This window comes from Pragia fontium, from assembly GCF_900638655.1.
GTDB lineage: Bacteria > Pseudomonadota > Gammaproteobacteria > Enterobacterales > Enterobacteriaceae > Pragia > Pragia fontium.
In genome coordinates this window covers 225003-238395 of record NZ_LR134531.1, presented here as the reverse complement: position 1 = coordinate 238395, position 13393 = coordinate 225003, and the positions used below count along the sequence as shown (strand labels likewise).

Sequence of the window (13393 nt, the reverse complement as noted above, 5' to 3'; positions counted from 1 at the left end):
AACAATCAATATTCATCACTTTCCTCTTTCCTGGCTAACACATGAAACAACTTACTATTGGATTAATCGGTAACCCAAATTCAGGTAAAACCACCCTGTTTAATCAGCTTACTGGTTCACGCCAGCGTGTAGGAAATTGGGCTGGGGTCACCGTTGAGCGTAAGGAAGGCCACTTCAAGACTGACGGTCATCAAGTCACGCTGGTTGACCTGCCGGGAACGTATTCACTCACCACCATATCAGAGCAATCTTCTCTCGATGAACAGATTGCCTGTCACTATATTTTAAGCGGCGAAGCCGACCTGCTACTCAACGTTGTAGATTCCTCCAACCTCGAACGTAGCCTCTATCTGACATTACAGCTGTTAGAACTTGGTATTCCCTGCATTGTCGCCCTGAATATGTTGGATATTGCCCACAACCAGAATATCGAAATTGATATTGAAGCGCTTGCTGACAAGCTGGGCTGTCCGGTTATTCCGCTGGTCTCCACGCGGGCTCAAGGTTTAAAAGAATTAAAAGCGGTGATTGATACATGGCAATCAAATCAACATGAATCATTGATTACCTATCCGGATATTATTGAAGATCAGGCCGGCCGACTGGCTAGTCTGATGCCTGCGTCATTATCCAATCAGCAAACTCGTTGGTTAGCTTTACAAATGCTGGAAGGGGATATTTACAGTAGCTCACTGTCCGGGCAGGCCGTTGAACTGTTGCCAGAAGCCCGAGAAATATTACAGCAGTATTATCAGGAAGATCCGGGACTGATTATTGCCGATGCCCGCTATCAGACTATTGCGACTATCTGTCATGATGTACATAACATTAGTCAGGCTCAACCAAGTAAGCTGACTCAGCGACTCGATAAGGTCTTGATTAACCGTTGGCTGGGGCTACCAATATTTCTGTTAGTCATGTACCTGATGTTTGTGCTGGCGATTAATATCGGCGGAGCACTACAACCGCTGTTTGACGCTGGCTCAGCCGCCATTTTTATTTCTGGCATTCAATGGGTCGGTCAAACTCTGCATTTCCCAGAATGGCTAACTATCTTCCTGGCTCAAGGTATCGGCGGGGGTATTAATACCGTTCTGCCTCTGGTTCCACAAATTGGCCTGATGTATCTGTTTTTATCCTTTCTGGAAGACTCCGGTTATATGGCGCGGGCAGCATTCGTTATGGATAAACTGATGTACGCGCTCGGACTCCCGGGTAAATCATTTGTGCCGTTAATTGTTGGTTTTGGCTGTAACGTCCCTTCCATTATGGGCACCCGTACACTGGATGCACCACGGGAACGTCTGATGACCATTATGATGGCTCCCTTTATGTCCTGCGGAGCTCGACTGGCCATATTTGCGGTCTTCTCAGCGGCCTTCTTTGGCAAAGACGGCGCGCTAATTGTATTCTCGCTCTACATTCTGGGGATTATCGTCGCTATTCTCACCGGCCTGATGTTGAAGTACACCATTATGAGAGGCGAAGCGACACCGTTTATTATGGAGTTGCCGGTTTATCACGTACCCCATGTGAAAAGTTTATTGTTACAAACATGGCAGCGCCTCAAAGGCTTCGTACTACGCGCTGGAACCGTGATTGTTATCGCCAGCATCATTATTGGTGGCCTAAACAGCTTCTCGTTTTCAGGCAAACCGGTAAATAACATTAATGAATCCGCCTTGGCTTCTACCAGCAAAGTGTTAACCCCACTACTGCACCCAATGGGCGTAACCCAAGATAACTGGCAAGCCACCGTCGGTCTGATCACCGGCGCCATGGCTAAAGAGGTGGTCGTCGGAACATTAAATACCCTGTATACCGCCGAACAAATTACCAAAGAACCCTTTGATTATCAGAACTTCAATCTGTTGACTGAACTGGAAGGTGCGGTAACTGAAACCTGGGATAGCCTAAAAGAAACCTTCACCCTAAGCGCTCTCAGCAACCCTATTGAAGCCAGTAAAGGCGACGGCAATATGGAAGGCAGTTCTATGGGGGTCATGAGCAGTAAGTTTGGCAGTATTTCTGCCGCTTACAGCTATCTGATTTTTGTGCTGCTGTATGTCCCTTGCGTATCGGTCATGGGTGCCATTGCCCGAGAAAGCAGTAGAGGCTGGATGCTGTTCTCCATTTTTTGGGGACTTGATGTGGCCTATAGTCTGGCAACGTCGTTCTACCAGATAGCCAACTTTGCTTCTCATCCACAGCAATCCATTATGATTATCACCACTATTGTGTCATTTAATGCCTTGCTGATGTATATCCTGTATCACGCTCGCGATCGGGTTACCACGCGCATACCGAAAACCAGCGTAGAAGCCGCCTGCTGTAAAGACAAAACCGGACACTGCCATTAAATGGTCAGCCTAATTGCTGTACGTGATGCGATTGCCTTGCTGGGTATCGCCGAATTGAATCAGCTTAGCCATCAATTTAAGCAACCACCGACCTTAATGCAGGCAATGCTAAAACAGCTCGAAGCGATGGGAAAAATTGAACGGGTAGAGGTGGATTCCAGCTGTCTGACGGGTAGCTGCAAAAGCTGCCCAGAAGGGAAAAAATGTCTGACCGAGGCCTATCGGATTAAAAGTCATCCTACTGATTAAATTGACAAACTCAGGCAATACCAGAAAAGAATACCGTAACATGTGCGGTATTCTTTTTTATATTAAAGCATTACAAAGAGATGTTATTTATACACTTCTGCCGTTGCTTCGATTTGATTATTACCACCTTCAGCAATAATAACGAAATACTTGCCGCCTTTTTCATCGGCTAACTTAGACAGAGCTTCTTTAATATCAGTTGGTGATGCCGTCGCTTTTTTGGCTAAATTAACAGAACCTACTTTTTCGTAGTTGTTTTCTTTAGCCTGCTCTTTGGTAATCTCGGTTGCGGCTAAGGCGCTGAGAGAGAAACAGCCAGCTGCAATAGCGATAACCAGTGTCCTAAACATTTTCATAATAGCTCCTTAATAGAAAGTGAATACTGATGTCTCACGATCATATTAAGTATTTAGCATATCCCTTATTTGTCAAAAAATAACCAAAACTAAATTTTTATATGTTTCAGCTAACTATAAATTATTCACAAAATATATTATTTCCTGACAAAAAATCTCCGGATGGGAAATAAAAGGGGCATGAGCGGCGTGGTCGATCATCAGAGAATGAGAGCTTGGCCATAGCTGGTCCAACTGAGGAATAATTTTCCGCGGTACCAGTCCATCCAGCGCACCATAAATACGCAAAAAAGGCGGTTGAAGATCAACCAGTTCTGAGCGTAAATCATTTTCTGCCAGCATACGTAAACCACTATTCAACACCTCAACCCTTGGCATTGGGCAGCTAAGAATCACTTGATTCAACTGTTTAGCATCTTTACGGGCATCCGGCGTACCCAGCGTTTGCAGCGCTAAAAAACGGACAACCGTTTGCTGGAAATCGATGCTGAGCTGATTTTCGAATCCGTTTAGCACCGATGTTTTAATACCCGGCCAACCTTCATCGCTACGTTCAGTAAAACAGGGAGATGATGCTACGCTAATCAGTGCCTGTACCCGTTCAGGTGCCATCAGCGCTGCTTTACTGGCCACCAGTCCTCCCATAGACCAGCCAAGCCATACCGCTGACTCCGGTGTATTGTTCAACACCACAGACGTCATCTCTTCCAGTTCCATCTCACCATACTGCTGGCTACGACCATAGCCCGGTAAATCGATAAGGTGCACGCGAAAATGCGGCGTAAGCCTATCAACGATGCAATGCCAGACCCCGGTATTCAATCCCCAACCGTGCAACAGCACAAGATCGGTCTCGCCATGGCCAAAAGTCTGACAATAAAGTGATGACATGAGTATGGTTCCTGCTAATTAATAAATGCAAACCACCCGCCGGTGGCCCACTGAGTCAAGATAAAATGCCGATAATGAATAGCTTATGTTGGCTATGCCAACAGCCACTTGCCATTGTACAACATGCTATATGTAGCGTTTGTCTGAATCTGCTACCTTCTTTACCCGTATGCTGCCCGCGCTGCGGTTTACCGGCATCCAGTCAGACTCGCCAGTGTGTCGAGTGCCAAATAATACCACCAGAATGGCAGCAGCTTATTGCCGTCAGCGACTATTGCTCACCGCTAAAATACTTTATCAGCCGCTTAAAATTTTATGGCGAAGATAAATATGTCCCACTCCTCTCGCGTTTACTTCTCTTATCTTGGCTAAACGCGCGCAGGATACGCCAGCTCTCTCGTCCTGATTTACTGATTTCTGTCCCTCTGCACCATACTCGCCACTGGCGACGCGGATTCAACCAAACCGACTTGATAGCTCGCAGGCTCTCTCGATGGGTTAACTGTCGGTATCTACCTGACATTATTTCCCGCCATCGCCCTACCCCCAGCCAACGAAATTTAAGCGCCAACCAACGGCAGTGTAATCTGATGGATGCCTTTTCCTGTAACGGCGACGTACGCGGACAGCATATTGCTTTATTGGATGATATTGTCACTACCGGCAGTACCGTGGCAGAAATTAGCCGTTTGTTATTACTACACGGTGCTGCCTCTATTCAGGTTTGGTGTTTATGCCGCACCTTGAAGAGTTAGGGTAAATAGGCGTATTATATCCGACAAGAAAGGTCAACTACTGAGCATGTCATGATTATTATTACCGATTCAGCCCAATCCCACTTTAAAAAATTACTGGCTAATCAGGAAGAAGGCACGCAAATCCGTGTTTTCGTGATTAATCCAGGCACGCCAACCGCAGAATGCGGTGTTTCTTACTGCCCACCGGATGCGGTTGAAGCAAGCGATACCAAGTTAACATTCGGCGAGATTTCTGCTTACATTGATGAAATCAGCGCACCTTTTCTTGAAGATGCTGAAATCGACTTTGTTACCGATCAGCTAGGCTCACAGCTAACGCTGAAAGCACCTAACGCCAAAATGCGTAAAGTCGATGACAGTGCACCATTGATTGAGCGCGTAGAATATATGCTGCAATCACAAATCAACCCTCAGTTAGCTGGTCACGGTGGTCGTGTTTCTCTAATGGAAATCACCGATGATGGTTTTGCGATTCTGCAATTCGGCGGCGGCTGTAATGGTTGTTCGATGGTTGACTACACCCTGAAAGAAGGTATTGAGAAAGAGCTGTTGCAGCGCTTCCCTGAACTGAAGGGCGTAAAAGATCTGACTGAACACCAGAGCGGTGAGCATTCTTACTATAAGTAATTTTGAAGATTTAGTTATCCACCTTCGGTGAAGGTGGATTGAGTGATGGATTCTGCACGACTTACTGATAAGTTGATGCTTTCTCAGATTTTAGAACGCCTGATGTGGTTCATCGGGCATTCTACAGATGATGCATAGAATGCCTCGCTTTTTTAACGCTTTCCTTTCCTATTGATAACTGGCTCTTTCTCTATCACTTTCGGCGATGCTTCCTCTGTAGGTTCAACTCTCTGCACGGCAATCACTGGATCAGCAATGACCTTCAAATTAACAAAGTAGTCCTTACCCATGATTTTTCCATTGCCCAACCAATCAACGTCTTGATAGCGTAACGAGGTCTTATTACGTACCCTCTCCAGTTCATATCCTTGTTCATCCGCCACAGTAAATCCCGTTGCCGAAACACGATGAATACTCAGTCCATAGGGCTGGCGGCCATGATAGAGCATCTGTATTGTACGGAGATACTCTCCCGCATAGTTGCTGACTGTCATCAAGACATTGGCTTGGTACTCCTGTTCAGTAACAGGACTTGTTGGGATATTATTGGCTATTAGCGCATACAGCTTAGCCGTGGCCTGAGAGAGAGCCATGGTGACTTTCGCTTCACTAATCAGTTTGTTCTTATCGTATTCCGATGCTTTCCTTTCCTCTTCGGTCATGGTCGCACGAGGAAGCTCCTGCGTTTCCCAAAATTTCCAGTTAATGGTATTTTGTGGTGTCGCAATTATCTCTGTTTCTTGCTCTTTTCTCTCGTGATACCACGTTGACGAATTTACTGGTTCCGACAATGATGTCGCTAGCCAAGCCGCACAAACCGTCTGCTGCTGTTCTATATTGCCATTCACTAACAGAGAAAAACTATTGCCAGTAAGGGGAATGCGCGCAGGGTCGATACCATTTTGCTGCAGCGCCAGATCAACCTGCTGTTGCAAACGCTCTCCTCTTGCCAGCGAACAAATCTGCTGCATCAAAAATAGATTGCGTTCACCATTCAACTTTGGCACCAACGCATTCAGCGACTCTGTTATCATACTTAATGCTGGCATGCTGATATGCCACACTGGCAGATCCTGTGGGGCACTGAGTACCGGGAGGCTATTGAGGAAAAAAAGACCGCCAGCGACTGTCTTTAAAATATGATTTTTTTTCATAAGTAATACTTACCTGAATTAATGAATAACGACATCCACCGTCATTCGACGATTGGGTGCCAAGCAGGCAATGACCGCATTTGATTTTCTTCCCGGGCAATCCACGCGAGGTTCGCTATCACCCAACCCTCGGGTATCGATAATGCTCGCCGGAATACCTTGTATAGTCAGCAACCTTTTCACTTCGTCTGCCCGATCCTGTGATAGCTTTTGGTTATCCACTGGTTTACCAATACGATCGGTATGTCCGAGCACCAACACACGCACCCCCTCCAATCCAATGACCTTAAGTTCTGCCGCCAGAGCTGACACCTGAGCGATACCGCTATAGCTCAACGTGGCGCTGGCAAATGGAAACAACGCTTCAGAACGTAGTTCACGTTGAATTGGGGCTTTTAACTTCGACAGACAATTCTGTGGCAGGAAATAAATCCCTTGAGCTTTCATTTGATTATCAAACAGTACCTTAAACTGGCAGGTGATATCTTCCTGTCCCTCCACCGGGAAGTGAAAAATATAGTCCCACTCCTTCACCCGAAAAACACCTTCTTTGAAATGTGGTACGCCAATAAGCTCATACAGTTGTGCCTTGGTCATCCCAGGCTTAACGTTCATCAGGGCATCTACATTTGGATAACTCCCTTCGGATCGCACCGCTGAGGAGACGGCCGGAAACACCGGCTCAGCCGTTTGTCCCTGTTTGTCGATTTGGCTAATACTGCGAGTACAGCCGGATAACAGCAACAGGGCACAAACTGACACCAGCATATTTATCTTCATCAATTTTTTACTCATGATCTTAATCCTTAAAAATCGGCAGTTCCCCGCCCTCAGAGCGGGGATATCTGTTAGTGGTTACCATTGATAACCGATGCCAATAGAGGCACCAAGATCGCCCTGACTCGTAGTGGTTCCAGAAAACTTGGTTACCCATTTACCGTTATCCGAAATGGTAGAAAGTCCCAGCGCCACCGCGGATTCTCCCTGATAGGTACCCCCAGAAAGACCGACCATACTGGCTCCTGGAAAATACGGTTGCGGTAAGGTTGCCATCGCCATTGCCCCAGCAATACCAGCACTTAATTTGTCTTTCTGGTCATCTAACATGTTCTTCAGATTATTAAATTGCTTGTTGGTGTACTGATTTGATTCAGTAATCCCCTGTTTCAACTGGCTGACGTTCACCGCATCAGTACTCGCCGTACCCGCTGCTACATTGGTGATTTGGCGTTCAGCACCTGCATAACCAACAGAGACACTGTTTTCACGATCGGCAACCGAGCTTGCCCCCAACGCGACGGAGTTTTTCGCCGTGGCTGATGAGTGATTACCTAGTGCAACGCTGCTCTCACCTGAAGCAGAAGACTTAGTTCCAACTGCCATACTATTACTACCCGAGGCCGATGAACCAGCTCCGCCCGCTACCGCATCACTTCCGGTCACCACAGGTTTGGCGTAGTTACTGGTATTGTTCACTTGGAACATACCGTCTTTACCGTTACTGATATTGGTCACATCGTTGCTAATATTGGTCACATCCCCCGATACCTGTTTCAACTGGGCTACGTTAACCGCATCCGTATCTTCGGTACCGGCAGCAACGTTAGTAATTTGCCGTTCATTACCTGATGAGCCCACAGAAACGGAATTATCTCGATCCGCGACTGAACCTGCTCCTAACGCCACGGAGTTATTGGCTGTCACAGTAGCGTTGTCGCCAATAGCTACGCTGCCGGTACCTGATGCACTTGCATTGTTACCAGTGGCAATCGCACCATTTCCAGACGCCTGTGCTCCATTACCGGTAGCGATAGCATTATCCCCTGAGGCGACCGCTCCCTGTCCCAGAGCGATAGCATCCGTTCCGCTAGCCACGGCATTTGCTCCCGTCGAGTTAACCTTCAGGTAGCGCATGGTAGGTACTACGTTGTTTTCAATATTTGTCACACGGTTATCGATACTCTCTACTTTTTGATTGGTCGCATAAAGTTGACTACCATTCACCGCATCGGTACTGGTTTTACTGAGTTCACCCTCCGCCACGTTGGTAATTTTATTTACCGTACTGCTACCGTGACTAGCACTGAATGCATTAAGCAGCGGATCCCATAACAGAGCATCCTGTTTCAGGTTTCCCACATCCTTATAAATATTTGTGACCGCGCTATTGGTAGCAAATAGCTGGGAGCCATTCACCGCATCGGTACTACTGCCCGACAAACGACCCGCCGCCACATTGGTGATGGTGCGTTCATTGCCTAAACTACCCACACTCACGGTGCTGGTTGGCGTTGCTCCGGCAAACACATAATCAACGTCATTCAACTTAATCCCGGTGGTTCCTACCGCTGCCGCGGTTAACGAGCCGGCACCCAGGGCAATATCGTTGGCATGGTTAGCCACCGCCCCCATGCCGATAGCCACTGCATCCAGGCCAAGAGCCTGAGAATCAGTACCGGTGGAATTGGCATGGAAGTACTTGGTACCCGTATTGGCAATATTCTCTATCGCACTGTTGGTGGCGTACAACTGAGAGCCATTCACCGCATCAGTACTGCTGGCTGACAAACGACCCGCCGCCACATTGGTGATGGTACGTTCCTTACCCACACTACCCACACTTAGGGTGCTGGTTGGCGTTGCTCCGGCAAACTCATAATCAACGTCATTCAACTTAATCCCGGTGGTTCCTACCGTTGCCGCGGTTAACGAGCCGGCACCCAGGGCAATATCGTTGACATGGTTAGCCACCGCCCCCATGCCGATAGCCACTGCATCCAGGCCAAGAGCCTGAGAATCGGTGCCGGTGGAATTGGCATGGAAGTACTTGGTACCGGTGTTCTTAATATTGGTCACGGCACTGTTGGTGGCGTACAACTGAGAGCCATTCACTGCATCAGTACTACTGCCCGACAAACGACCCGCCGCCACATTGGTGATGGTGCGTTCATTGCCTAAACTACCCACACTCACGGTGCTGGTTGGCGTTGCTCCGGCAAACACATAATCAACGTCATTCAACTTAATCCCGGTGGTTCCTACCGCTGCCGCGGTTAACGAGCCGGCACCCAGGGCAATATCGTTGGCATGGTTAGCCACCGCCCCCATACCGATAGCCACTGCATCCAGGCCAAGAGCCTGAGAATCAGTACCGGTGGAATTGGCATGGAAGTACTTGGTACCCGTATTGGCAATATTCTCTATCGCGCTGTTGGTGGCGTACAACTGAGAGCCATTCACCGCATCAGTACTGCTGGCTGACAAACGACCCGCCGCCACATTGGTGATGGTACGTTCCTTACCCACACTACCCACACTTAGGGTGCTGGTTGGCGTTGCTCCGGCAAACACATAATCAACGTCATTCAACTTAATCCCGGTGGTTCCTACCGCTGCCGCGGTTAACGAGCCGGCACCCAGGGCAATATCGTTGGCATGGTTAGCCACCGCCCCCATACCGATAGCCACTGCATCCAGGCCAAGAGCCTGAGAATCAGTACCGGTGGAATTGGCATGGAAGTACTTGGTACCCGTATTGGCAATATTCTCTATCGCGCTGTTGGTGGCGTACAACTGAGAGCCATTCACCGCATCAGTACTGCTGGCTGACAAACGACCCGCCGCCACATTGGTGATGGTACGTTCCTTACCCACACTACCCACACTTAGGGTGCTGGTTGGCGTTGCTCCGGCAAACTCATAATCAACGTCATTCAACTTAATCCCGGTGGTTCCTACCGTTGCCGCGGTTAACGAGCCGGCACCCAGGGCAATATCGTTGACATGGTTAGCCACCGCCCCCATGCCGATAGCCACTGCATCCAGGCCAAGAGCCTGAGAATCGGTGCCGGTGGAATTGGCATGGAAGTACTTGGTACCGGTGTTCTTAATATTGGTCACGGCACTGTTGGTGGCGTACAACTGAGAGCCATTCACCGCATCAGTACTGCTGGCCGATAGACGACCCGCCGCCACATTGGTGATGGTGCGTTCATTGCCTAAACTACCCACACTCACGGTGCTGGTTGGTGTTGCTCCGGCAAACACATAATCAACATCATTCAGTTTAACGCCTTTAGTCGCTACCGCGGCCGCGGTTAACGAACCTGCCCCCAAAGCGATATCGTTGGCATGGTTAGCCACCGCACCCATGCCGATAGCCACTGCATCCTGACCAAGAGCCTGAGAATCGGTGCCGGTGGAATTGGCATGGAAGTACTTGGTACCGGTGTTCTTAATATTGGTCACGGCACTGTTGGTGGCGTACAACTGAGAGCCATTCACCGCATCGGTACTACTGCCCGACAAACGACCCGCCGCCACATTGGTGATGGTACGTTCCTTACCCACACTACCCACACTTAGGGTGCTGGTTGGTGTTGCTCCGGCAAACTCATAATCAACGTCATTCAACTTAATCCCGGTGGTTCCTACCGTTGCTGCGGTTAACGAGCCGGCACCCAGGGCAATATCGTTGGCATGGTTAGCCACCGCACCCATGCCGATAGCCACTGCATCCAGGCCAAGAGCCTGAGAATCGGTGCCGGTGGAATTGGCATGGAAGTACTTGGTACCGGTGTTCTTAATATTGGTCACGGCACTGTTGGTGGCGTACAACTGGGAGCCATTCACCGCATCGGTACTACTGCCCGACAAACGCCCCGCCGCCACATTGGTGATGGTGCGTTCCTTACCCACACTGCCCACACTCACGGTGCTGGTTGGTGTTGCTCCGGCAAACACATAATCAACATCATTCAGTTTAACGCCTTTAGTCGCTACCGCGGCCGCGGTTAACGAACCTGCCCCCAAAGCGATATCATTAATATTGTTGGCCACCGCACCCGTACCGATAGCCACCGCATCCTGACCACTCGCCTGAGAATCAGCTCCGGTAGAATTGGCATGGAAGTACTTGGTGCCAGTGTTGTAAATATTCGTTACCGCACTGTTGGTAGCAAACAGCTGGGAGCCATTCACCGCATCAGTACTGCTGGCCGACAGGCGACCCGCCGCCACATTGGTGATGGTACGCTCATTCCCCAAACTGCCCACGCTGACGGTGCTTCCGGGCGTTGTTCCGGCAAATATATAGCTGGTGCCGTTCAGCGTCACGTTTTTAGTCGCTACTGCGGCCGCGGTTAACGAACCTGCGCCCAAAGCGATATCATTAGTATTGTTGGCCACTGCACCCATACCGATCGCCACTGCATCCTGACCACTCGCCTGAGAATCAGCTCCGGTAGAATTGGCATGGAAGTACTTGGTACCGGTGTTCTTAATATTGGTCACGGCACTGTTGGTGGCGTACAACTGGGAGCCATTCACCGCATCGGTACTGCTGGCCGATAGACGACCCGCCGCCACATTGGTGATGGTGCGTTCCTTACCCACACTGCCCACACTCACGGTGCTGGTTGGTGTTGCTCCGGCAAACACATAATCAACATCATTCAGTTTAACGCCTTTAGTCGCTACTGCGGCCGCGGTTAACGAACCTGTGCCCAAAGCGATATCATTAGTATTGTTGGCCACCGCACCCGTACCGATAGCCACCGCATCCTGTCCAAGAGCCTGAGAGTCAGCTCCGGTAGAATTGGCATGGAAGTACTTGGTGCCAGTGTTGTAAATATTCGTTACCGCACTGTTGGTAGCAAACAGCTGGGAGCCATTCACTGCATCAGTACTGCTGGCCGACAGGCGACCCGCTGCCACATTGGTGATGGTACGCTCATTCCCCAAACTGCCCACGCTGACGGTGCTTCCGGGCGTTGTTCCGGCAAATATATAGCTGGTGCCGTTCAGCGTCACGTTTTTAGTCGCTACTGCGGCCGCGGTTAACGAACCTGCGCCCAAAGCGATATCATTAGTATTGTTGGCCACTGCACCCGTACCGATAGCCACCGCATCCTGACCACTCGCCTGAGAATCAGCTCCGGTAGAATTGGCATGAAAGTACTTAGTACCGGTGTTGTAGATATTCGTTACCGCACTGTTGGTAGCAAACAGCTGGGAGCCATTCACCGCATCGGTACTGCTGGCCGACAGGCGACCCGCTGCCACATTAGTAATGGTACGCTCATTCCCCACGCTGCCCACGCTGGCCGTGCTGGTTGGCCCACCGCCAGCAAAAATATAATGGAGGCCGTTCAACGTCACATCTTTAGTCGCTACCGCTTTCTCGGTTAACGAACCGGTGCCTAGGGCAATATCGTTTTCATTGTTGGCCACAGCACTCGTGCCGATCGCCACAGCATTTGCTGCACTGGATTTAGACCCGGAGCCGATAGCTACAGCACGTAATGCACTGGATACAGCCCCTGAACCGATAGCAACTCCATTTATGCCACTAGCTTTAGAGGTGTAACCAAGAGAAAGGCTAGATTCGCCAGCGGCGTTAGCACCAGCACCAATTGCCAGAGCATTGCTTGCTGTCGCTTTGGAGGACACGCCAATTGCCTGAGATCCGCTGCCCGATGCTTCAGTGGCATAACCAAAAGCCACTGAGTCTCTTCCCGTCGCAAGAGAGGCAACCCCAAAAGCAGATCCCCCCATTCCCGCCTTAGAATAGGCCCCTACGGCAGTAGAGAGAAGGTCAGCAGTAGTGGCGTTATCGCCAATAGCAACAGAAGCACCAACGGCCTTAGCGTTATTGCCTATCGCTACGGCTGAAACATTTTTACCATTAATCTCTTTATTTCCAGCACCAACACCCGATACAAGCGTGTAGTTAGCTGCGTTGGCTCCTGTTCCAATAGCCACGGCCTTACTATCAACGCTTGAACCACCTCCGACGACATAAGCCCATGCAGATGTGGACATCATGGCAACAGATAATGCGCTAATTACCGCAGATTTTGCCAACCGTAATGCGCTTTTTCCTTTCCCTTTTGCTTTAGCAAATTCACTGACTGCGGTCCATATTCCTAGGCTCACATTCCAGACCAAACGATATACTGTATTCATCTCTTCCCCCCCAGTCCCTTCGATAAAAAGAC

Annotated in this window: 9 protein-coding genes; 4 read left to right on the top strand and 5 right to left on the bottom strand. The window is 49.4% G+C overall.

The annotated features are described in order from the left end of the window. Positions 1–41: 41 nt before the first annotated feature. Both feoB and EL341_RS00905 read left to right on the top strand, forming a co-directional pair. On the top strand, positions 42–2360 hold the full coding sequence (feoB, locus tag EL341_RS00910; RefSeq protein ID WP_047779634.1) for a Fe(2+) transporter permease subunit FeoB: 2319 nt from the start codon (positions 42–44) through the stop codon (positions 2358–2360). Then, the gene (locus EL341_RS00905; protein WP_047779633.1) at positions 2361–2609 is read left to right on the top strand and encodes a FeoC-like transcriptional regulator; all 249 of its coding nucleotides are present in this window, start codon (positions 2361–2363) and stop codon (positions 2607–2609) included. A gap of 83 nt (positions 2610–2692) precedes the next feature. Here EL341_RS00905 and EL341_RS00900 read toward each other — a convergent pair whose 3' ends face one another. Together EL341_RS00900 and bioH are read right to left on the bottom strand one after the other, a co-directional pair. Further along, a complete protein-coding gene (locus tag EL341_RS00900) occupies positions 2693–2965 on the bottom strand; it encodes a YdgH/BhsA/McbA family protein (protein WP_074824161.1) in 273 nt (90 codons plus the stop codon). Positions 2966–3079: 114 nt separating this feature from the next. Continuing rightward, complete coding sequence (gene bioH, locus EL341_RS00895; protein WP_126466801.1) at positions 3080–3856, bottom strand: pimeloyl-ACP methyl ester esterase BioH; 777 nt, start codon at positions 3854–3856, stop codon at positions 3080–3082. Between the two features lie 65 nt (positions 3857–3921). Here bioH and gntX point away from each other — a divergent pair, with 65 nt between their 5' ends. Further along, positions 3922–4611, top strand: a complete 690-nt coding sequence (gntX, locus tag EL341_RS00890) for a DNA utilization protein GntX (protein WP_126466799.1) — start codon at positions 3922–3924, stop codon at positions 4609–4611. A 51-nt stretch (positions 4612–4662) separates the two neighbouring features. Then, complete coding sequence (nfuA, locus tag EL341_RS00885) at positions 4663–5241, top strand: Fe-S biogenesis protein NfuA (RefSeq protein WP_047779629.1); 579 nt, start codon at positions 4663–4665, stop codon at positions 5239–5241. 152 nt (positions 5242–5393) lie between these two features. On the opposite strand, the gene EL341_RS00880 is transcribed toward nfuA, so the two are convergent. From EL341_RS00880 to EL341_RS00870, 3 genes are read right to left on the bottom strand one after another with little or no spacing between them, the layout of a single operon-like run. Beyond that, positions 5394–6395, bottom strand: a complete 1002-nt coding sequence (locus EL341_RS00880) for a hypothetical protein (protein ID WP_126466797.1) — start codon at positions 6393–6395, stop codon at positions 5394–5396. Positions 6396–6413: 18 nt separating this feature from the next. Beyond that, positions 6414–7190, bottom strand: a complete 777-nt coding sequence (locus EL341_RS00875) for an OmpA family protein (RefSeq protein WP_126466795.1) — start codon at positions 7188–7190, stop codon at positions 6414–6416. A 60-nt stretch (positions 7191–7250) separates the two neighbouring features. After that, complete coding sequence (locus tag EL341_RS00870; RefSeq protein ID WP_126466793.1) at positions 7251–13361, bottom strand: YadA-like family protein; 6111 nt, start codon at positions 13359–13361, stop codon at positions 7251–7253. Positions 13362–13393: the final 32 nt, after the last annotated feature.

Excerpts from the sequence above, each read along its gene's own strand:
- EL341_RS00875 (WP_126466795.1), bottom strand. The coding sequence starts at position 7,190 with ATGAGTAAAAAATTGATGAAGATAAATATGCTGGTGTCAGTTTGTGCC.
- nfuA (WP_047779629.1), top strand. The coding sequence starts at position 4,663 with ATGATTATTATTACCGATTCAGCCCAATCCCACTTTAAAAAATTACTG.
- feoB (WP_047779634.1), top strand. The coding sequence starts at position 42 with ATGAAACAACTTACTATTGGATTAATCGGTAACCCAAATTCAGGTAAA.
- gntX (WP_126466799.1), top strand. The coding sequence starts at position 3,922 with ATGCCGATAATGAATAGCTTATGTTGGCTATGCCAACAGCCACTTGCC.
- EL341_RS00870 (WP_126466793.1), bottom strand. The coding sequence starts at position 13,361 with ATGAATACAGTATATCGTTTGGTCTGGAATGTGAGCCTAGGAATATGG.
- bioH (WP_126466801.1), bottom strand. The coding sequence starts at position 3,856 with ATGTCATCACTTTATTGTCAGACTTTTGGCCATGGCGAGACCGATCTT.
- EL341_RS00900 (WP_074824161.1), bottom strand. The coding sequence starts at position 2,965 with ATGAAAATGTTTAGGACACTGGTTATCGCTATTGCAGCTGGCTGTTTC.
- EL341_RS00880 (WP_126466797.1), bottom strand. The coding sequence starts at position 6,395 with ATGAAAAAAAATCATATTTTAAAGACAGTCGCTGGCGGTCTTTTTTTC.
- EL341_RS00905 (WP_047779633.1), top strand. The coding sequence starts at position 2,361 with ATGGTCAGCCTAATTGCTGTACGTGATGCGATTGCCTTGCTGGGTATC.